This is a genomic window from Bacillus sp. EB106-04-04-XG123, from assembly GCF_058791855.1.
Genome location: NZ_JBYTDZ010000002.1, coordinates 260,606 through 281,495 on the forward strand (window position 1 = coordinate 260,606; position 20,890 = coordinate 281,495).

Here is a 20,890-nt window from a genome sequence, read left to right on the forward strand (position 1 = left end):
TTTGCCTCATGTGTGATAGGCAAAGGTCTGGCTAACATTGTTCATGTCGGAATGACCGAGAAACAACGAATGTTTCTGTAATGACGACCAGACCGTAAAAGCTACTCCCCTTTAGGAAACCGTTCAAATGTTATGTTTATCATATCGAATGTCGGGACAACAGTCAATTCGGGAGGTCCTGCTCTTGATATAGCACATGACCCTTTCCAGTTGATGCATAAATCCGGTTCCGTCCTTGGCGTTTTGACATATACAAGGCCTGATCCGCTTCAAATAGAAGTGTTTCTAATACACAAGGATCATTGGCTGTATGAGCAATTCCAAAGCTCGCTGTCACTCGAACTTTTTCCTCATCATTCGTAAAGAAACTCGCTTCAAACGAATGTCTTATTTGTTCCGCGATATGACATGCCTCTTTAAATGACTGATGAGGCAGACAAATCGCAAACTCTTCTCCCCCATATCGTCCAAATAAATCATCCATTTGTAAATGCTCCTGACAAATAGAGACAACATGACGCAGCGCTTCATCTCCAATATGATGTCCGTGTGTGTCATTAATTTGTTTAAAGAAATCAATATCAAACAGCATAACCGCCGTATCCTGCGCATCCTCTTCCAAAATCAGCTGCGTTCGTTCGATGAAAGAAGAACGATTGAATATATTCGTCAAACCATCGATATACGCACGACGTTCCAGCTCTTCCTGCAGCAAACGCTGCTCTGTTACATCACTGATGACTATTTGCCTGCCCTCGATCTCTCCTCTTTTATTAAATAGAGACGAAGCGGTCAGATGATAATAGCAGGACTGGTCTTTTTCCTTTTTCCACATTAGATCATATTGCGAATGATCCTGCGGAGAGCGCAGCCACTGAATGAACGCTGAATCTTTGATGATCCCTGAGAAAATATCGTCGACTTTATAGCCAATTCCCTTTTTATTCGCAAGTGTCGGAATGATCGATGCTGCAGCGGGGTTGTAATCAATGAGTGTCCGATATCGATCTAAAATCAGAACCCCTTCAGACATATGCTCAAACACACGCTCCATTGCAATGGGAGAGATTTTAAAGAGCTGGAACGACATAATCGCCCATAAATAGAGTGCGTTAGTCAGAAACATCACCACAGGGACCGGATCAATATGAAAAGGAGTGACGCCTAATAAATAGATAAAAGAAGTCATAATGGGTAATAACATTCCCACTAACAGTATCAGAATCTGCTTTAAATATTCTTTTTTTGTGACACGTAAAAACCAAACCAGCATAAAAATAGCGAGCATCGAACAGCCAAACGTATAAACGCCATGGATGATATACCAATAGCCAATCGTAAAATCAGCCAATAAAAAACCATCTACTGGATTTATCGTGATGTCTCGATAAAAGAGCGAATGTAAAGAGTTGGTGAACACCAAAATGGTTGTGAGAGTTGGGATCAATAAGATGAGAAGCACGCGGCGCTTTGTGAAATATTGATGGAATCCCGTAAATTGCAGCACAATCAGCAGACTGAGCGGTGCGATAAACGGAAGACCTATGTATTGAAAACAAACCCAGAACATGATTTCTCCAGGGGTACGAGCCAATAATTCAAACGTATGCCCAAAGATATAAATCGCAGTTGCTCCAGACATGTACATAAACAATTGACAGCCAATATACCGATGGCGGTTTGCATGAGCAATGATTGATAATATCACGGACAGAATGCCAGAAACACTCATGATCACAATAAAATGTAAAACAATCGAATCCATGTAAACGCCCCAATTTCAGTCATTTAGAACTAGTCTAATCTTACTATATATGAGGACGTCACAAATGGGAAGATGTGATTTTGAATTGGTTGGAGGTTTTTTGTAAAATTTCAGGCGTTACCTGTTCGTGCCCCCTTATATTTTCACTACTTTTTGCTTAATTTGAGGGAGAAGTATGTTGCGCCCAGAAAAATATATGTACAATGTGGGGATCAATGGAAAGGAGACTCGAAAGGAGAAAGGAATATGACTTTTTGGATGATCATAATGGGGCTGTTTATGCTGATTCTTTTGGAAAAACCGTTTGAAAAGAGAAGTTCTGGATTATTATTTTTGATCAGTTACTTGCTGCTGATTGCGATTTATGTGATTCAGACAACATTTGTGGAACTTGTGTCAGATGAATTTTTGATGATGATTGCTGTGGTTGTGGTTTTTCCTTTGTTTGTTCGGTTAGTGGTGTCTTCTATGAGAAAGGGTACATAAGAAAAGAGATGCCAAATCTGGCATCTCTTTTTCTGTTGTGATCCAAGTTCGGTGTATCTCCCTTAAAAAGTTTCAGCATCATTTTTTAAAATCAAGATTTTGATTTGTCCTTTGGTGTATCTTTAGCTTTCTCATCTTCAATTTTACTAACTTCTGTTTTTGCAAGAACCATCTCTTCTAATGCTTTCTTCATTCTAGAATTTATGAAATTTAAATCTTTATCTACAACCTTATTTTGCTTTGTAACCTTTAAGATATCTTTTAAAAGCGGTTCGAATTTGTCATCTGTTTTTACTAAGTAACTATTTACTTTTTTATACGTAATATTGAAAGCATTGTTCTTTTGTTTGTTTTCATGTTTGGACTATTCCTTATCTTTTTGAGATTTTTTCTACTTCATCATCGGCTTTGGCTGTTTGTTTGTATGTTTTGTCGAGTTCTTTGATTTGTTATTAATTTGTTGAATGTTAAGAGTGTGTAATTAACTGTATTAGATATAATTAAGAATTATAAGGAGGATTATAATGAATCTTAATTTAAAATTAGTATGTGAAGTATGTGATAATCCTGTAGCATTAAAAGTATACGGAGGGTATGAAAAAATAAACACTTTTAGCTATACTTGCCCTGAATGCGGTATTACAATTCATGGTCATTTAACATGGAATGATCCCGAAAAACTTAAAGATAGTTTTATAAAAGAATTTGAGTGTTATAACGCTACTAGCGTAACTCCAATTGGAGGGGAAAGCCATCTTTTACAAATTGCGACTGAATTCTATTCAGATAAAATTAAAAAACTAGAAACCAAGGATCCATCAATTTTCTTTTCACCATTTATGATGGAACGTATCCCTTTTGAATTAAAACAAAAGAAACTAGCTTTAATTCAACATGTAACTGATAATTTCAAAAATGAATATAAAATTTCGACTCGTCTCTGGCAACTTTTTAGAAACAAAAATTTCAAATATCTAAATCGACAATTAATTGCTAATAAGTTTGTTGAACCTGTAATACTGGGGCAAACTCTTAACATTAAATATTCATCAATAATGCTAGATGTTTTATATTATCCATTTACCTTATTCATTCAAGTGAGCGAATTTAATAAAAAAATTTTTGACTTAAGAAATCAGTTACTAGATATTCAAAGAAAAAATAAGGATGAATTACTTAATCTAAAAAAAGAATTAGAAGTATTAATAAACTACTCTGAAGAAGAATTAATTCACTTGCTTAATAATTTTTCGAAATATTATAAATTTATTTGGCCCGTTATTTTATCAACAGCACTCAAAACAGAAAATATACAAAATATTAAAGAATCTAAAGGAATACTTACAGCTAGCTTTGAAGATTTAAAAAATTATTATGTAGAAGCTTTCGAGATTTTATGTTCGGTTTTACCAGTATTTTTAGGTATACAAAATATTAAATTAAGAGACAACAGAAATAAGTTTAATGATAAGAATAAAAACGATTTTCCGCATATTAATAGTATTATAAAATACAAAGAAAAAGTGGTGAATAAAGGGAATAAAATAAAATTCTTTGAAGAAGAAAATATTTTTTCCGAATGCTTCAACATAACAACTGTTTTAAATAGTGGAATTAGAAATAGTATTGGTCATCATTCTTATATAAATAAAAACGACTCACAATTAATAATATTTTTAGATCGAAACAAAAAAACTGAACTTTATTTAATTGAATTTAGTGAATTATTACTTAAAACCTTCTTCTCTACCTTCGTAGGAATTGAAGTTCTACATTTTCTAAAAAATCTCGAAGATTAATTGAAATATATATGCAGAAACTGCCTTTCCAATAAGTGAGCTTTAAATATTCAGAAGAAAAATTCCTTATTAAAGTGAATTCCCCACTTATTTGTAAAACAAAAGCACTTGAAATAGGAGAACTGACCAATGATTTTTGATGAGTTGATGGAACTTTCTGAAGAAGAATTTATAAACTATGATTTCAAAAAAGAAATCTTCAATCTAAGGAATTTAAAATATGATGAAAACAGCCCTATAGCAAATATGATTCTATATAAAGGTAATATTTATGGTTCTCTTTCTGATTGTGATAGATTACCTTTGATTCTTGAAATATACAAACGTCTATGGGGTAATGAATTTGAGTTTTGGAATACTAAACAAACAGAATTTGTCGAGGCAAATGGAGAAACAATGAATTCATTTGTAACTCCATATAAGGCATTATATAAGGAGAATTATAATTTAACCAATCCTTTATTTAAGGAATATGCCAAACTAACACACACAGTAGGTAATTTTATCCCTGTATACGCCATTAAAAAAGGGAATAAATGGTTTTCTCCTTTTAACAGAAAACGCTATAGATTCACCTATGATTATTGGGATATTACGTTTAACCATATTAGAGTAATTTTAAAAGATTTTGAAGACTATAATGATTCGATCTATAATTTTTTGAAAAATAATAATAATAAATATAAAAAATATATTTTTGAATCCGCTCCATGGATTTTAAGTTTCAATACTTGGCCAAATTTTGTAGAAAAGAATTTTTTACAAAATTTTTTAGAGAATCCCAAAGATTTAACCAGTCAACCCAAAGAATTCTGGAGCAATCACTTTAAAGGGACAGTTAGTACTAGTGATGAAAATAATCTGATTGAGTTTTTAACATATGTTAATAGGGCGATTAAAGAACGAAGTTTACTTATATATAAACAATTACATTCGATGAATACATAAACTAACTCTTAGCATCTTCTACTTCATAAATTAAAAAGTGTCAAAACCCTATCAAGGATTTTGACACTCTCAATGAAATCATGCGGTTTCTTCATATGGAGACGGTGGGAGTCGAACCCACGTCCAGAGACATCGATTACTTAAGCGTCTACGAGCGTAGTCAACATATTTACGTGTTCACTCATCCTCATGCCTGCTGACGGGCGCTTGGAGAGCTAGTCTGATGGATCTCTTCTTACGTCCTCAGACGGAAACGTAAGCGTAGCCTACTTCATTGGGCTCCTCACAGACACATAGGCGATGTCAGGAAGAGCTCGCTGCGCTTATTAGGCAGCTAGTGCTAAGTTTTGGTTAAAACTTTTAGTTTTGCCAGTTACATTTAAGTGCGTGTTAACGAGATCGCCTCTCGGCTCGCAGCCTAAGCTCGAACCATCCCTGTCGAATCCGTAACGTCCCCTTGTAAAAGGGATATACGGGATGGAAGTTCAGCTTCACTGCTTCCGTATATAACTATTATAACAATCTCATCGCTCGAAACAACTGGTGGTTTCTGTAAAAAAGCGATGATTGTTTTCTGCATAACATATTGTAGCATAATGCTTCCGCTCTCAGCAAGCCATCTGCATCAGGCTAGAATTGCTTTTGACGATCGCGGAAGGCACGTTCGATTTCACGTTTTGCATCTTTTTTCTTCAGATCTTCACGTTTATCGTATTTCTTCTTCCCTTTCCCAATTCCAATCAGCACTTTTGCAAAGCCATTTTTCAAATATAGTTTCAGAGGCACAAGTGAGTAGCCTTCTTCCTTTGTCGCACCAATCAATTTGCTGATTTGCTTGCGATGAAGTAGCAGCTTTCTCGTTCTCAGCGGATCATGGTTATAACGGTTCCCCTGTTCGTATGGGCTCACGTGCATGTTGTGAAGAAACACTTCTCCTCGCTCGATTTTGGCAAAGGAATCTTTTAAATTCACTTTTCCAGCACGAATCGATTTGATTTCAGTTCCTTGTAATACAAGGCCGGCTTCGTAAGTTTCTTCTATAAAGTAATCATGATTTGCTTTTTTGTTTTGGGAAACAACCTTTCCCTCTCCCTTTGGCATTGGCGTACACCCTCCTTTTGACACAGACACGGTCCAAATCGTACGGATTATTTTATCAAACAATCCACCTTTCGACAATGCTGACGCCATTTGGTCAAAAAGCAAATAGAGCGTGATGCCCTATTTGCTTTTTGGCACGTTACTTTTTCTTTTTGCGTTTTTGTTTCGGTGCGTTTTCAAATACACGTTTTTTCTTTTTCTTCTTCTTACGGCTTGTGAACCAGTCACTTCCGCTTTTATCCTCTTTGCCTTTTTCCCCAGAGGCTTTTTGACCTCCACGCCCTTTTTTCGCTGGTGGATCTGTCCGTTTTTTGAACTTGAAATCTTTTGGTGATTTACGGCGAGTGCCCTTCATACCGACGATTTCAAAATCAATCGAGTGCTCATCTTTATTGACATTCACGACTTTGACAGTGATTTCATCACCGATACGGTAGACATTTCCTGTACGTTCACCGATCATGGCAAAGTGCTGCTCATCAAAGCGATAATAGTCGTCAGTCATGTAGCTGACATGGACAAGACCTTCTATCGTATTTGGCAGTTCAACGAATAGTCCGAAGTTCGTCACGGAACTAATCATGCCATCAAACTCTTCACCGATTTTATCTAGCATAAACTCTGCCTTCTTCAGATCATCTGTTTCACGCTCTGCATCGACTGAGCGGCGCTCCATCGTAGATGCATGATCTGCGATTTCAGGCAGCAGCTGGCCCCACTTTTCTAAGGTCGCTTCATCTGTCTTTTTCTGAATCAAATAGGTTCTAATCAGTCTATGCACGATTAAATCCGGGTAACGTCGGATCGGTGATGTGAAATGTGTATAGAATTCCGTTGATAATCCAAAATGGCCAATGCTTTCTGGATCATACTTCGCCTGTTTCATAGAGCGAAGCATCACAGTTTGAATGACGACTTCTTCTGGTTGATCCCTGACAGCATCGAGGACACTTTGAAGTGCGCGCGGGTGAATATTCGTTGACGTTCCTTTTACAATGTAACCAAACGTCGTCACGAACTCTAAAAAGCGCTGAAGTTTCTCAGGATTTGGTTCTTCGTGAATTCGGTAAATGAACGGAACATTCATCCAGTGGAAATGCTCTGCAACTGTTTCGTTTGCAACAAGCATGAATTCTTCAATTAATTTCTCTGCAACGGAACGCTCACGAATGACAACGTCTTTCGCTGCGCCTTCATCATCTACAAGTACTTTTGCTTCCTTGAAATCAAAGTCTACAGCTCCGCGCTCCATTCGTTTGTCACGTAGAATTTCTGCAAGCTTCTCCATCTCTTGGAACATCGGAACAAGCGGCTCATATTTGTTTAGAAGTTCTTCATCTTGGTCGACTAAAATCTTATTTACATCGGAATAGGTCATTCTTTCTGTCGTTTTGATCACACTTTGGAAAATCTCGTGTTTGACGACTTTTCCGTTTCGATCAATGACCATTTCACAAGACAGTGTGAGACGATCGACCTTTGGATTTAATGAACAAATACCGTTTGACAAACGATGCGGAATCATCGGAATGACGCGGTCGACGAGATACACACTCGTTCCACGTTCATAAGCTTCCTGATCAATCGGGGAATTCTCTGTAACATAATGAGAAACGTCTGCAATGTGCACGCCGAGCTTATATTTGCCATCATCCAGCTTTTGCACGGTTACGGCATCATCTAAGTCCTTCGCATCTGCACCGTCAATTGTCACGATCGTTTCATTGCGCAGATCACGTCTGCCTTCAAGGTCCTTTTCATCAATCGTTTCCGGTGTGTCCGCTGCCTGCTGAAGTGCTTCTTCTGGGAACTCACCTGGCAGACCGTGTTTATGAATGATCGACAAAATATCAATGCCAGGGTCATTTTTATGACCAAGAATTTCAGTCACTTCACCCTCTGCACTCATTCTTCCTTCAGGGTAGCTTGTCAGCGTCACAACGACTTTATGACCTTCGACCGCTCCGTTTTTAGCGGATTTCGGAATGAAGATATCGTTTGTGATTTTTTTATCATCAGGAATAACAAAGCCAAAGCTTTTCGTTTCAGTATAGGTACCGACAACCGTCTGAGTATTGCGCTCCAGAATGCGGATGACAGTTCCTTCTTTTTTCGTGCCGTTTGATTTGTGGCTGACACGAACCATGACGGTATCGCCATTCATCGCTGTGCCTAACTCATTTGGGGGAATGAAAATATCATCCTGTCCAAACTCTTCTGGCGTTACAAATGCAAATCCTTTTGCATGAGCAGACAGCTTTCCTTTTACTAAATTCATTTTTTCTGGTACACCGTAACGGTCGCTGCGCGTGCGAACGATGAGTCCTTGATCTTCCAGCGTCACAAGTGCTTTGACGAGCTCTTTATAATCATCAGGATTGGTAATCTCCATCATGACTTCCAGCTCTTGAACGGTTAACGGTTTATACGCTTCTTCTTTCATAAAAGCGAGTAATTCATCCATAAATTCTTCTTTTTGCACACTCTAACCCCCTATATATTTAAATTGACCAATCAAGCGATTCTAAGAATGCATAGACATCCTGATGAACCTTCTCCCGCTCTTTATCAAGCGTGATGACATGGCCTGATTCTTCATACCATTTCAAATGCTTATCATCTGTCTCTACTTCGTTATAAATGATATTCGCACTGTCTGTATTAATCATATGATCGTGACGTGCCTGCACAACAAAAGTAGGTGAATAGATCATGTCGACATTGTTTCTGACATCTGCAATCAGTTCTTGCAGGCTCTTGAGAGTATCCATTGGTGTTTTCTTGAACGCTTCCATTTCTTGTTCAATTTGGTCCTCTGACTTACCCTCAAATTTCTTATAGTTACGGGCATAATCTAGTACACCCTGGTACATGACTTCTTCACTTTTTATGTACATAGGTGCACACATAGGTACAATTCCCTTTACAGGTACAGTGTAACCTAATTTCAATGAAAAAACTCCTCCGAGGGATAGTCCGCAAACCGCAATCTCCTCATAGCCCTCATCTTTTAAGAATTGATAGCCTTCTTCTACATCTTTCCACCAGTCAGCTGGGCCTGTATGGACCAGCTCTTCTGGCGGCACACCGTGACCTTTATATTGAGGTGCATGACATGTATATCCTCTTTCGTTCAAATAACGGCCAAGCATTCGAACATCGGCTGTATTCCCAGTAAAACCGTGAAGAAGAAGCACCGCCTTTTCTCCACCTTTAAACGTAAATGGTTTTGGTGTAACAACTTTCATGATGTGACTTCCTTTCCTTCTGATATGGTTTATATTTTCCACTTGTATGTATGAAACAAACACAAAAGAGTGCTGATAATAAAAAAAGGTCTGAAAAAAGATCAGACCTTCTGTTACTCGCGCTTTACACGCCTAAATATGCCAATGCAAGTGTTAAGATGAAGAAAAGCACTGACAAAATAACCGTTAATCGGTGAAGAATCAAGTCAAGGCCTCTCGCTTTTTGTTTACCGAAAAGCTGCTCGGCTCCACCTGAAATAGCGCCTGACAGTCCAGCACTTTTACTTGATTGTAGTAATACAACGATGATAAGTGCGATACTGACAATTACGAGTAATGTGATAACAAATGCGTGCATGAAAACACCTCCAGACAAACTGGTACACATAACTTTATTTTACATGAAAACAAGGTGCATGTCACGAAACATCAAAATAAAGATTTCCTATATATTGTCGACTTGATTCGTTATTTTGATACAATTTCGTTCCAAAGTGCTGGCTGCAGCATTTTTATATGCAATTTTTCGGTTGAAAACTCATTTTTAATGAGTTGCTTCTTCCTTCAATAGCTGTTTTAATTCTTCTAACAAACGTTCAGCTCCTTCAGGACTCAGCATCACGCTTCCATTTCCATAGCTTTTGTTGTACTTCGTCACTTGTCCCGTTAGCAGGCAGCTCTTATCTGCATCATATTTTTTCAGCATAATGGTTTGATCTTCAATGAAAATTTCTAACAGCTGCTCTTCTTTAATATTGAGTACCTTGCGCATTTCTGAGGGCAGAACAATTCTGCCGAGAGAATCAATGTGTCTGACCATCCCAGTCCTTTTCAATGACATTTCCTCCTTGGTGATGATATGAATTATTGACTTTTGTCAACATTTTCATAGTAAAATAGATCTTCAAATTTTTTATCAAAGTAATGAATCATTTTGCCAATGACAAGCTGTCCTGGTTTTCGGTGACCATTTAATACCCTGCTAAGAGTGGCAGGAGAGATGCCAATTTCATCAGCGAGCTGATTTAAAGACATATCGTTCTCGATCATATACTGCATGACAAAAGCCCGCCTGATCTGAATCTTTTCGACCATCATTACAACCTCCTATGGAATCAATATGTACAACATGTAAGGCTCTCACATCAAGTAGATTCATTAACTTATGTCAACACTTTTACCCCTCTGCTATTCCCTTTGGTCAATGATCATACTAAAATAAGTCATATACTGAAATGTGAGGTTCGATGTCATGAATCACTTTGGTGAACAATTACGCATTTTAAGAGAAAATAGAAAAATGTCGGTCAATCAACTTGCCATGTATTCAGGTGTAAGCGCTGCTGGTATTTCTCGTATTGAAAATGGAAAGCGCGGTGTGCCAAAGCCTTTAACCATAAAAAAATTAGCACACGCCTTGAAGGTGCCTTATGAGGATTTAATGCTGCTTGCCGGTCATATTGAACAGGAACAAGTTCATGAAATGAAACCGAAATATGAGTCCATGTTAAAAATCTATCAAACGGCGCTTCAAAAGGATGTAGAACATCTTCCCATTTTTGACGGGGACAAATGGGAAAGGCTCTCCGCACAAGACATCAGCCAGCTGAATGAATACTTTCTCACGCTCATCAACCAAAAAAAGGCGAACAAATAGCGGGGCATAAACCTAATGTACATCCACCATTAACTAATGTCAATATTTTCATGGTATACTTATTGCCAATAGTCAACAAATCAAGTAAAATAGACATATCGAATCTATAACCATGTGAGGTTTTGCGTTGATGAACTTTGGTGCATATTTAAGAGCATTACGTGAAGAAAAGAAGCTGTCAGTGAACCAATTAGCGATGTATTCTGAGGTCAGCGCTGCCGGTATTTCTCGTATTGAAAACGGGAAACGCGGCATTCCGAAACCTCCTACGATTAAAAAGCTAGCTGGTGCGTTAAAGGTACCTTATGAAGACATGATGCAGGCTGCGGGCTATATTGAGGAAGTCTCTCCTGTCCATCAGATCAAGGAAGAGGATCTGGCTTTATCCAAAATAAAGGAAGCTGCAGCGCAATATGAACTTGATGATCTCGAAATATTTGATGGTGACATATGGTCGACCCTTTCGAAAAAAGAAATAGAGGACCTCAACCGCTATTTGTTATTTATGTTAAACAGCCGATCATCCTCATAAATGTTTTCATCATTAACAAGCTTTTTACGCCGATTTATGACAGATTTACGGTATAATGGGTTCAGATTGGAGTGAAGGAAGATGAATCAATCTGACATGTGCCCGCGGTTTGAAAAAGCAGTTGAGTTATTGAGCAAACGCTGGGTGGCACTGATTGTTTTTCAGCTTCTCTCAGGTCAGCAGCGCTTTAGTGAAATTGAGGCGGCTCTGACAAATTTAAGCGGAAGAGTATTATCTGAGAGATTAAAAGAGCTGGAGGCAGCAGGTATTGTAAAACGGGAGGTTTTTGCTGAAACACCCGTGCGCATAGAGTATTCTTTAACAGATATGGGGCGTTCACTTGCACCCGTTTTTGAAGAAATTGCGAAGTGGTCCTCTGAATGGATCACGCTTGAATCATAAAATACATGCATGTGAACTGCCTGATCATCATAAAACAACCTCCCTTACAGATGTAAGGGAGGTTTTGTCTTTTCAACCGCTTAAGCAGATGTGATGTTTTTTTCAGCTAACGCTTTTCTTTCTTTTTTCTTGTTTGTCGGGCTTAAATAACGTTCGAGCCAGCCCATGACAAGGTCAGCAACGATAGCCATGAGTGCAGTTGGAATCGCACCTGCTAAAATGATGGCTGTTCCGTTTGTGGCGTTTGATCCTCTGATGATGATATCACCAAGACCTCCCGCGCCCACAAATGTTCCAATCGCTGTAATACCGATGGCGATGACCAGTGCGGTTCTTAAGCCTGCCATAATGACTGATAAAGCAAGCGGTAATTCAACCATTCTCAGCACTTGCCATTTCGTCATGCCCATCGCTTTACCTGATTCTAAATAGGCATGTTCAATGCTGACAATGCCTGTATACGTGTTTCGGATGATCGGCAGAAGCGAATATAAAAAGAGTGATAGGATGACTGTATTTGCGCCAAGTCCTAATACAAGCATCAACACGGAAAGCATCGCTAATGCCGGTATCGTTTGAATGACGTTGGTAATGGCGAAGACCCAATTGCTCAGCTTGCGGTAATGCGCCACAAAGATGCCTACTGGAATCCCGACAATCGCCGCAAACAACACCCCATACGCCGACATGAGAAAATGCCGATAAAATTCTTCTAACACATATGAACCGTTCTGCTGATAATACGTCCATAATTGCTGCAGTGTGTCCATCAGCCGTGACACCTCCCCATCTTACTCAAAGTAATTGTGCTTTTTCAGGAAATTCTTTGCAACGGTTGCTGGTTCTTGAAGCTCGCCGTCGACTTGGTAGTTCAGCTCTTGCATTTGTTCTGTATCGATTTTTCCGATCAGCCTGTTGATTACCTTATTAAGCCCTGGATTTTCTTTTAAAACTTTCTCCGGGACTACTGGCGATGCATCATAAGGCGGGAAGAACCGCTTATCATCTTTTAAGATTTTAAGGTTATAGGCCTTGATCCGTCCATCCGTAGAATAGGCAAGCACAATATCCATTTTTTCATTTTTTAATGCATCATAGACTAAACCAATTTGCATCGGATATGTGCTGCCAAATTTAATTCCGTATGTTTTCACAAATCCTTCATAGCCGTCGCCTTTCTTTTTGAGCCATACGTTATCGACACCAAAACGGTAATTGTTCGCATTCTTTTTTAAATCAGAAACCGTTTCTATCTTGTTTTCCTTTGCCATCTTCTGCGTCACGGCAAAGGCATACGTATTATCAAATCCATAAGAATCAAACCATTTGTAATCATATCGTTTCTTAAATTCTTTTTGGACGATCTCCATCGCACGCTCCGGATCTTTTTCCGCATCCATTCCAAGCGTACTTGTTAAATCCGTGCCTGAATATCTTGTGGCAGAGATGTCAACGTCTCCGTTTTCCATTGCTTTCTGCTGCACAGTGTTGGAGCCTAGGTTTTTCACAATGGTTGTCTTTTTATCTGTGTAATGTTCGATCATATCGCCAACCATATAGGCCATAATTTCTGATTCGGTAAAGTTTTGTGCTCCGATTCGCAGCGTGCCCCCTGAGGAGCCGGCTAGTCCAGGAAGTGAACAGCCGCTTATCAATAGCAAGCATCCGGCAAGCAGTGCACTGATCCATTTTGTTTTTCGATTCTTCACATAAGCCAACTCCTTATGAAACTTCCTTCAATCCTTTTAAGCCTTCTGGTGTTACTTTTTTCTCCAGCTTCATTAATGATAGGTCGATGATGACTGCTAAAATCGTGACTGGGATCGCACCTGCAATAATAAATTCCGGCTGATACAGCTGAAGTCCAATCAAAATGTAGTCACCTAGACCGCCTCCACCGATAAAGGCTGCAAGTGTTGTCCAGCCAATTAAATAAATCGTTGACGTTCTGACACCTGCCATAATGACCGGTACAGCAAGCGGGAGTTCAACAAGACGAATTTGTTCCCATGTTGTCATCCCGATTCCTTTACCGGATTCAAGCAAGTTTTTGTTCACACCTTGGACCCCGGCATACGTATTTCTTAAAATAGGTAAAACCGAATAGAAAAAGAGAGCAACGATTGCAGGTATTTTCCCAACCCCCAAAATAGGAATAAAAAAGGCAAGAATCGCTAAACTAGGGAGTGTTTGAAAGATATTCACGATACCGATGATAAAACCTGCGCCTCGTTTCATTCGTGTGAGAACCACACCTAAAGGAACGGCAACAAGAATACCAAGCACAACAGCAATTAAGGAAATATATAAATGCTCCCACATTTTCGTAAGGAGTTCCCCACCATTTTTCTCTAGAAAGTCGATGATTTGATCCATGTGTACACCTCCCTTAATTCATTTCAGTGACAGCCGCCGGCGTATCGTCTCCCCAAATGGAGTCGTACACAACATCTACAAGACTTGCACGTGTCACAATGCCTTTTAAGTGCCCTTCTGCATCCACAACCGGTACATATTTAATGCCGCGTATTAAGATTTTCCGGACAGTGTCTCTTAGAAGTGCGCCTTCTTGTACGGTATAGAACTCTGTATTTAAAATATCACCAACGAAAGCTGCTTTTCTGCGGTTCGCATCGATTGTTTCAATATCGATATAGCCTTTTAGCACATGATGTTCATCTACTACAAGCAAGGAATCGACCCGCTTTTCTCTCATGATGTAGATGGCATCTGTTAATGTTTTTTCAACTGTAATGGTAACTGGTGACGTGTTCATCATTTGTTCTACACGTTCCATGTTCGGGTTCGATTGAAGCAGCCGTTCTTTGCCGATGAATTCTTCTACGAATTCAGTGGCAGGGTTCCGCAGAATATCGTCAGGCGTACCTACTTGGACAATCTCTCCATCTTTTAAAATCACAATTCGATCAGCTAGTTTAATGGCTTCGTCCATGTCATGTGTGACGAATACGATGGTTTTATTTAACGTTTTTTGCAGTTTCTTAAATTCTTCCTGCAATGAATCTCGTGTGATTGGATCAAGTGCGCCAAACGGTTCATCCATGAGGATCAGAGGGGGTTCCGCTGCTAGTGCGCGAAGAACACCGATGCGCTGCTGCTGTCCTCCGCTGAGTTCATGAGGGTAGCGCTCTAAATATTCTGGTCCCATGTCGACAAGCTTCAGCAGTTCACGTGCCCGTTCTTTTCGTTTTTCTTCCGGCCATTTTAACAGCTTTGGAACAAGTGAAATGTTTTGTGCGATGGTCATATGGGGGAACAGTCCAATTTGCTGAATCACATAGCCAATTTCTCTTCTTAATTGAACTGGATCTTTTTTCATAATATTTTCTCCCTCGATGAAGATGTTTCCTGAGGAAGGTTCGATGAGTCGGTTGATCATCTTCATGGTTGTTGTCTTACCACAGCCACTCGGTCCAATAAAACAAATAAATTCTCCTTTTGCTATTTCTAAATCAATATTTTTGACAGCCTTTTTTCCGCCTTTATACGTCTTAGATACATTCTCTAGTTTCAGCAAATGAGACACCTCCAATTAGTCGGATCAATATTTTCAGAAAATTTACACCTTATTTATTATAGTGCAAACTTTATAAAATAAAAAGTTTACGATGTGTTTGTATTGCATAACATTTATTTAAAATTTTCAGTTAACGGCCTGCTAGATAGAGATCTCTCCTTTTTCCTCCAAATTACGAGCAAATACTCAATATTTATTGTTTTCATCAACAAACAGGTATATGATATATTGTGTTACAAATTGTCAGTCGTGAAGGGATGAATCGGGGAGTGGACAAGCAAGCGTTAGGCGCCATTCAAAAAGCACAGGATCATTATATTGAAAAAGCTGCCGAGAACATGAATGCCTTTGGTCTTTCTTCTACAGTAGGTAGAGTGCTTGGTATCATTCACATGAACCGTAAACCAATGACGCTTGGAGAGCTATCAGAGGCGACAGGCATGAGCAAAACGAGAATGAGTCAAGTCGTTCGAGAAATGCTCGATTTGAATATTGCGGAAAAGGTTTATGAAAAAGGAATACGTAAAGATCTATATGACGTTGAGCAAGATCAATACCAAACGTTTATTTCCTTGTTTGCAGCCAATTGGTCCCGAGTTGTCAGCAAAAACCGCAAAGCACATAAGAAAACGTGCAAGGAATTGCTGGAATTGCTTGAACAGGACGACCTGCCAGAAGAGACAGAGGATAAAATCAATCTGCTTCTTTCAGAAATCAAGGAAAGTCTTGATTACTATGATTGGATTAGCCGCTTAATTGAATTCTTTGAGAGTGAAGAAGTATTTAAGCATGTGCCGAAACCTTAAAAAAAGCTGTTTTATTTTACATCATTGTAGAAAAAAACAGCTTTTTTATATACACTTATGACATAAACATCGGAAACATCCCTTTTAAGCCCGCGCCAATCATTTCAACTGCCACTACAGCAAGAATTAATCCCATTAAGCGAGTCACGACATTCATCTCTGTTTTCCCCATTTTTCGCATAATGAAACTTGAATAATGAAAGGCATAAAAGGTCATCGCCAGTACGATGACAATGCCGATTAAAATCGCAAACATGTGAAGCATCCCTTGACTTCCCGGGGTTAAGCTCATCACTGTAGCGATTGTACCGGGACCAGCGATGATCGGAATCGCCAGCGGCGTAACGGAGACATCCGCCTTTTCTTTGCTTTCTGCCTTTTCCTCAGAATGAGGATTTTGGACATGTGACTCCTTTGCATTCAGTAAATTGTAAGCGATACCAAAAATGAAAATACCTCCGGCGATGCGGAGTGCATGAATATCGATCCCAAACAATTTGAAAATGAGCCTCCCTGCCAATAAAAAGGCAACCAAAATAATGAAAGAGACCACAATGGCTTTTTTGGCTGTTTGGGAGCGTTCTTTCTCTGTATATCCTTCAGTTAAGGTGATAAAAAGAGGCACGTTTCCAATGGGGTTTGATACAGCAAATAATGAGACCACGACATGAATCATAAAGGAAATCAACAGACACCCTCCTTTTTTCTTAGTGTCTGCCAATCTGATGTGAATATTCCCTTAGGATGTTAAAACCTGTATATATTTAACCGATGATAATAAAGGTTTAAAGAAAGGGGAATGACACATGAAGAAAACGATCACCATCATCCTTTTATGTGCTGTGGTTTTAGGAGCAGCCGGCTGGATTGTTTGGCAGCAGCAGTCCATCAAAGCAGCAGAGGAAAAACATCAGCAAGAAAGCAAAACAAACACTGAGCAGCTTTCGAAGTTAAAATCAAATCAAGCAGATATGAAGCATAAAAACGAAGATCAAAAAAAGAAACTGTCTACCATCACGAAAAAGCTCAAAAAAGAAAAGAAAGCCTATCAAAAAGAAGTCAAACAGCGTAAAGCGCTTGAGGCAAAAATCGACCAGCTTCAAAAAGAGCTGACAGCAGCGAAAGCCACAGCTCAAGCGAATAAGCAGACTTCACAGACTCCAAGGAAAACAACGGTCAAAAAAGACCCAAATGTCACCCACAATCCGCCCTCACAATGGGTACAGGATCAATATGATTGGGGTGTGAAACAAGGATATATTAAAGAATAGAAAGGATGAAAAACATGATACACATTCGGCCATTGTCAGGTGATCATTCTGTCCCTATGGATCTTTTACTCTTAGCTGATCCTTCAAAGGAAAAGGTACTTGAATATGTGCAATCCGGTTCTTGTTATGCCGCTTATCATGAACAGGACGTGATTGGTATCTATGTGCTTTTATCTCTGTCTCAGCAGACAGTCGAAATTATCAACGTCGCCGTGAAGGAATCATGGCAAGGAAAAGGAATTGGAAAGCAGCTGATCCGCCATGCCATTGCTGAAGCGAAAGCCTCCGGCTTTCACACGATTGAAATCGGCACAGGTAACTCGAGTATCCAGCAGCTCGCACTTTATCAGAAATGCGGCTTCCGCATGACATCTATTGACCACGATTTCTTTCTTAAGCATTATGATGAACCGATTTTTGAAAATGGCATTCAGTGTATGGATATGGTACGGCTCTCACTCACTTTGCAAGCAGACTGATGTTTTGTTCCGTCTGCTTTTTTTATGTTCTACGCTTTTTCACCACATGCTTCACATATTGAATGAAAAAATAGAGCACGGCGCCAGCTAAAAAGCAGACCACACATCCAAAGAGCGTCGCCTCTGAACTGAATTGATACTCTTCAATTTTCATGATATAAAATGGCATGCCAAACATTGATGGACTTGATTCAACATGATTGACCTCTAGCAGCAGTAAAAAAACAGGGGTCATAAACACAGCAAATACATACAGCATCGCAAGTGTTAAACCGCTGGAAAACGAATGAAATACTTTAATCATCTCTTTCTCTCCTTCATCTCTTTTAAACTGGCTGTGATATTTTTCCCGTCTGGGCAAGCTGGATGCAGCATCACCGTATTTAGTAAAGAAAAAAACAGCAGTTGATGACTTACCGGATGCTTGCATATCATAAAAAGCACAATCGAACAAAGCACCGGAAAGAGCGGGCCTGCAAGTGCCACCATCATATTGAAGCTCGGCCGGACAAATTTCTCATGGACGACCGCCACATGCTTCCAATCAATCGTTATCACAAAATCAAAGAGCGGTCTTTTTTCAATTTTGTTACACACCATGATCATCAGCATATGACCGAGTTCATGTATCAGCACAACCGCTAGGAAACTACACACAAGCTCTATCATCGCAAGACAGGCCTCTTTAACATGACCGCATATATACAGCTAAAAAATGCAAGTGAACCTAGCAGATAGGCGGTGGCGAGAAGATACACATCTGTTGAAAGCCACTTCAATAAAAGCATATCGATGAAGCTGAATACAGCAATCATCATTACGATGACAAACAGTTTATTAAACTCACTGATCTTCACGATAAATCCGGTACAGGCCGCCATAGCAGTGATCAACAAAATAGACAAACTTGCAAGGACATGGCCTTCACTTTCAATGCCTATCACTATAGATGCAAACCCAATAAACACAAAATATAGCAACAAATTAATAGCGTAATAAAATAAAATTCTCGACAACAAATAAGCGCCCTTTGATGTATTTAACATAAAGATGGCCCTTTGATTCATATGATATTCTCTGCCAATCATCAGCGGAAGCATGATCAATATTTCCTTTAACGCATACTGAACAATAAAGGCATACAGCCAGCCGATTTCTACCGGTGTAAAAACAAAAGGCAGCCCCGCCGTCAAACAAACGAGAAATAAAAACAAAATGCCCTGTTCTTTAAAAACAGATGAACGGCTGAAATAGACCAATTCCTGCCGCAGGTGCGTCAGAAAGGAAGATTGCGTTCTGATTTTCTTATAAGAAAACGACTTCACCTCTGTTTTCAGCTGCAAAAACATCCAATGGACATAAGAAGCCGCTAACCCCTTCAGCCATAGCCAGGCAGCGCTTAGAAGGATCATTAGAAATATGAGATAGACTGATGGCCATACGCGGATCATCTCCATTGCTTTTTGCAAAAGGAGAAACACCAATAGATTCAGCACCGCAAAGCCGAGCGTTTGCAGCAGCAAATGCTCTTTTGTTTTTGATACGAAATGGCTCACAGCAATCCGCATCACCATCCAAGAAGCGAGTGCAAACAGAGCCAGTACACAGCAAGTCATGCATACAACCGTTATCCAATAAAGAGATGGCGTAACACCGCTGATCAAAAGGCCTAATACAATCGGTAAAAAAAGTAGTCCAACCACGAGGAAACAAAAGAGCATCGGAAAGAAATATACACAAAGGACAAATGGCACACTTTGTATCGCACTATTCAAAAAGTAGAATTGATATTCCTGGCGCTTTAATTTATTGCGGGATAACACAATGCCTGCGCTTAAAAATAAAAGCGTCATTTTCATCAATTGGAGGTATAGAGAAGCCGGCTCGCTTTCTCCTGCCTGCATGAAAAAGCGCAGGCTGATAACGACGTATATCGCATACATGAGCAAGAAAAAAGCCGCGGCTGCGAGAAGCTGTATTGGGTACTTTTTTGCGAGCTGCTTTCCTTTTGCTGTCAGCATCCCCCATTCTATTTTATGAAGAACGTGTCGTGTCCAGATCATTGAGTAACCTCTCCACCTGCATATAGTAATCTCGATTCACTTCTTTATAAATCTCTTCAAGTGCCTGATGAGGAAATGTCTGATTCGTTTCTTGGCGGGACATCTCCAGCTTGACGTCACCATTTCTCAAGATCATGAGATGGTCATAAAGCGTATCACCAAAACTCAAATGATGGGTTGAAATGAGAATGCCAGCGCCTTGCTCTCTCAGCTTCATGAGCACCTTTTTTAAGATGATCATCATATCTGGATCAAGTCCGTTCGTTGGCTCATCAAACACATAATAATCACATGGCCTGAGGAGCTGTGAAATGATCTGCGTTTTCTTTTGATTGCCATGAGACAGCTGAGCGATAGGCTGATCCATATACGATCCCAGCTCAAACAAATCAATGAACGTCTCTTCCCGTGTGACATCTTGCTCATTTGGCAGCTGAAGTAATTGAAAGTATTCCCTCGGCGATAAATAATCGAACAACGAATGGTCATCAGGAATATAGGAAACATGTTTTTTCAACAAGGAGATATGTTCTGAGGATTGAAGGTTCAGCTGTTTACCATGTAAAGTGACGCATCCTATAAATGGCGTCAGCCCAAACATGGATTGGATCATCGTCGTCTTTCCCGCACCATTATGCCCCAAAAGCAGCAGCATCTGCCCTTTCTCGACACTTATTTGAATATTGCGGAGAGAGAAGGTGCGGCTATATGTTTTTTCTTTTAATTGTAATGTCAGCATCATATCCCTCCGTTTGATTCAGATAGAACAGATGACCTTGCATCTGTTCTCATCCC

The 20,890-nt window shown here is 39.5% G+C and carries 25 protein-coding genes and 1 other RNA gene; 9 read left to right on the forward strand and 17 right to left on the reverse strand.

Annotation, left to right across the window (positions count from 1 at the left end):
* Positions 1-163: 163 nt before the first annotated feature.
* Entirely contained in the window at positions 164-1,765 is a 1,602-nt protein-coding gene (locus AC3WTB_RS06780) for a histidine kinase N-terminal 7TM domain-containing diguanylate cyclase (protein ID WP_099663689.1), read from the reverse strand.
* Positions 1,766-2,011: 246 nt separating this feature from the next.
* On the opposite strand from AC3WTB_RS06780, the gene AC3WTB_RS06785 reads away from it, so the two are divergent.
* From AC3WTB_RS06785 to AC3WTB_RS06795, 3 genes are all read left to right on the forward strand, one after another.
* Positions 2,012-2,251, forward strand: coding sequence for a hypothetical protein (locus AC3WTB_RS06785; RefSeq protein ID WP_064498033.1), 240 nt, complete (start codon positions 2,012-2,014; stop codon positions 2,249-2,251).
* A 524-nt stretch (positions 2,252-2,775) separates the two neighbouring features.
* Positions 2,776-4,050: a hypothetical protein gene (locus AC3WTB_RS06790; RefSeq protein WP_492333508.1), complete on the forward strand. Its 1,275-nt coding sequence runs from the start codon at positions 2,776-2,778 to the stop codon at positions 4,048-4,050.
* A gap of 129 nt (positions 4,051-4,179) precedes the next feature.
* A complete protein-coding gene (locus AC3WTB_RS06795) occupies positions 4,180-4,998 on the forward strand; it encodes a hypothetical protein (RefSeq protein ID WP_492333509.1) in 819 nt (272 codons plus the stop codon).
* A gap of 93 nt (positions 4,999-5,091) precedes the next feature.
* On the opposite strand, the gene ssrA is transcribed toward AC3WTB_RS06795, so the two are convergent.
* The 7 genes from ssrA to AC3WTB_RS06830 all read right to left on the reverse strand — a co-directional run bounded on the left by ssrA (position 5,092) and on the right by AC3WTB_RS06830 (position 10,445).
* Positions 5,092-5,455, reverse strand: a transfer-messenger RNA (tmRNA) gene (ssrA, locus tag AC3WTB_RS06800).
* A 173-nt stretch (positions 5,456-5,628) separates the two neighbouring features.
* Positions 5,629-6,099 (reverse strand): SsrA-binding protein SmpB, encoded by a 471-nt coding sequence (gene smpB, locus AC3WTB_RS06805; protein ID WP_012011279.1) that lies wholly within the window; start codon positions 6,097-6,099, stop codon positions 5,629-5,631.
* Between the two features lie 139 nt (positions 6,100-6,238).
* A complete protein-coding gene (gene rnr, locus AC3WTB_RS06810) occupies positions 6,239-8,581 on the reverse strand; it encodes a ribonuclease R (RefSeq protein ID WP_025094047.1) in 2,343 nt (780 codons plus the stop codon).
* A 19-nt stretch (positions 8,582-8,600) separates the two neighbouring features.
* Positions 8,601-9,347: an alpha/beta hydrolase gene (locus tag AC3WTB_RS06815; RefSeq protein ID WP_039181462.1), complete on the reverse strand. Its 747-nt coding sequence runs from the start codon at positions 9,345-9,347 to the stop codon at positions 8,601-8,603.
* Positions 9,348-9,471: 124 nt separating this feature from the next.
* Positions 9,472-9,705 carry a preprotein translocase subunit SecG gene (gene secG, locus AC3WTB_RS06820; protein ID WP_003212746.1) on the reverse strand — a complete coding sequence of 78 codons (234 nt, stop codon included), beginning with the start codon at positions 9,703-9,705 and terminating at the stop codon, positions 9,472-9,474.
* A 186-nt stretch (positions 9,706-9,891) separates the two neighbouring features.
* Positions 9,892-10,182 (reverse strand): AbrB/MazE/SpoVT family DNA-binding domain-containing protein, encoded by a 291-nt coding sequence (locus AC3WTB_RS06825; RefSeq protein WP_039181465.1) that lies wholly within the window; start codon positions 10,180-10,182, stop codon positions 9,892-9,894.
* 29 nt (positions 10,183-10,211) lie between these two features.
* A complete protein-coding gene (locus AC3WTB_RS06830) occupies positions 10,212-10,445 on the reverse strand; it encodes a helix-turn-helix domain-containing protein (protein ID WP_024719830.1) in 234 nt (77 codons plus the stop codon).
* Positions 10,446-10,599: 154 nt separating this feature from the next.
* Between AC3WTB_RS06830 and AC3WTB_RS06835 the strand changes: the two genes are divergently transcribed.
* The 3 genes from AC3WTB_RS06835 (at position 10,600) to catR (ending at position 11,938) form a co-directional block, all read left to right on the forward strand.
* The gene (locus tag AC3WTB_RS06835) at positions 10,600-11,004 is read left to right on the forward strand and encodes a helix-turn-helix domain-containing protein (protein ID WP_034660010.1); all 405 of its coding nucleotides are present in this window, start codon (positions 10,600-10,602) and stop codon (positions 11,002-11,004) included.
* 130 nt (positions 11,005-11,134) lie between these two features.
* Entirely contained in the window at positions 11,135-11,536 is a 402-nt protein-coding gene (locus AC3WTB_RS06840; protein ID WP_059377593.1) for a helix-turn-helix domain-containing protein, read from the forward strand.
* A gap of 81 nt (positions 11,537-11,617) precedes the next feature.
* A complete protein-coding gene (catR, locus tag AC3WTB_RS06845) occupies positions 11,618-11,938 on the forward strand; it encodes a catDE operon transcriptional regulator CatR (RefSeq protein ID WP_024423485.1) in 321 nt (106 codons plus the stop codon).
* Between the two features lie 80 nt (positions 11,939-12,018).
* Here catR and AC3WTB_RS06850 read toward each other — a convergent pair whose 3' ends face one another.
* The 4 genes from AC3WTB_RS06850 to AC3WTB_RS06865 are packed head-to-tail and all read right to left on the reverse strand — an operon-like array spanning position 12,019 to position 15,476.
* Entirely contained in the window at positions 12,019-12,708 is a 690-nt protein-coding gene (locus AC3WTB_RS06850) for an ABC transporter permease (RefSeq protein ID WP_099663687.1), read from the reverse strand.
* Between the two features lie 21 nt (positions 12,709-12,729).
* The gene (locus AC3WTB_RS06855) at positions 12,730-13,647 is read right to left on the reverse strand and encodes an osmoprotectant ABC transporter substrate-binding protein (protein WP_366204049.1); all 918 of its coding nucleotides are present in this window, start codon (positions 13,645-13,647) and stop codon (positions 12,730-12,732) included.
* A 13-nt stretch (positions 13,648-13,660) separates the two neighbouring features.
* Complete coding sequence (locus AC3WTB_RS06860) at positions 13,661-14,314, reverse strand: ABC transporter permease (protein WP_034280933.1); 654 nt, start codon at positions 14,312-14,314, stop codon at positions 13,661-13,663.
* Between the two features lie 13 nt (positions 14,315-14,327).
* Positions 14,328-15,476 (reverse strand): betaine/proline/choline family ABC transporter ATP-binding protein, encoded by a 1,149-nt coding sequence (locus AC3WTB_RS06865; protein WP_492333510.1) that lies wholly within the window; start codon positions 15,474-15,476, stop codon positions 14,328-14,330.
* 269 nt (positions 15,477-15,745) lie between these two features.
* Between AC3WTB_RS06865 and AC3WTB_RS06870 the strand changes: the two genes are divergently transcribed.
* The gene (locus tag AC3WTB_RS06870) at positions 15,746-16,282 is read left to right on the forward strand and encodes a GbsR/MarR family transcriptional regulator (protein WP_024426065.1); all 537 of its coding nucleotides are present in this window, start codon (positions 15,746-15,748) and stop codon (positions 16,280-16,282) included.
* 55 nt (positions 16,283-16,337) lie between these two features.
* Here AC3WTB_RS06870 and AC3WTB_RS06875 read toward each other — a convergent pair whose 3' ends face one another.
* The gene (locus tag AC3WTB_RS06875) at positions 16,338-16,970 is read right to left on the reverse strand and encodes a MarC family protein (RefSeq protein WP_047202979.1); all 633 of its coding nucleotides are present in this window, start codon (positions 16,968-16,970) and stop codon (positions 16,338-16,340) included.
* A 118-nt stretch (positions 16,971-17,088) separates the two neighbouring features.
* Between AC3WTB_RS06875 and AC3WTB_RS06880 the strand changes: the two genes are divergently transcribed.
* The gene (locus AC3WTB_RS06880; RefSeq protein WP_126682317.1) at positions 17,089-17,553 is read left to right on the forward strand and encodes a hypothetical protein; all 465 of its coding nucleotides are present in this window, start codon (positions 17,089-17,091) and stop codon (positions 17,551-17,553) included.
* Positions 17,554-17,567: 14 nt separating this feature from the next.
* Positions 17,568-18,032, forward strand: a complete 465-nt coding sequence (locus AC3WTB_RS06885) for a GNAT family N-acetyltransferase (RefSeq protein ID WP_492333511.1) — start codon at positions 17,568-17,570, stop codon at positions 18,030-18,032.
* Positions 18,033-18,054: 22 nt separating this feature from the next.
* Here the strand turns inward: AC3WTB_RS06885 and AC3WTB_RS06890 are convergent, their stop codons facing one another.
* From AC3WTB_RS06890 to AC3WTB_RS06905, 4 genes are read right to left on the reverse strand one after another with little or no spacing between them, the layout of a single operon-like run.
* Positions 18,055-18,336 (reverse strand): hypothetical protein, encoded by a 282-nt coding sequence (locus AC3WTB_RS06890; RefSeq protein WP_039181498.1) that lies wholly within the window; start codon positions 18,334-18,336, stop codon positions 18,055-18,057.
* Positions 18,333-18,701 (reverse strand): hypothetical protein, encoded by a 369-nt coding sequence (locus tag AC3WTB_RS06895; RefSeq protein WP_372555733.1) that lies wholly within the window; start codon positions 18,699-18,701, stop codon positions 18,333-18,335. The genes AC3WTB_RS06890 and AC3WTB_RS06895 overlap by 4 nt, the downstream gene beginning before the upstream one ends.
* The gene (locus tag AC3WTB_RS06900) at positions 18,698-20,095 is read right to left on the reverse strand and encodes a hypothetical protein (protein WP_372555734.1); all 1,398 of its coding nucleotides are present in this window, start codon (positions 20,093-20,095) and stop codon (positions 18,698-18,700) included. Before AC3WTB_RS06900 ends, AC3WTB_RS06895 begins: the two co-directional genes overlap by 4 nt.
* Positions 20,067-20,834, reverse strand: coding sequence for an ATP-binding cassette domain-containing protein (locus AC3WTB_RS06905; RefSeq protein WP_372555735.1), 768 nt, complete (start codon positions 20,832-20,834; stop codon positions 20,067-20,069). Before AC3WTB_RS06905 ends, AC3WTB_RS06900 begins: the two co-directional genes overlap by 29 nt.
* Positions 20,835-20,890 lie beyond the last annotated feature (56 nt).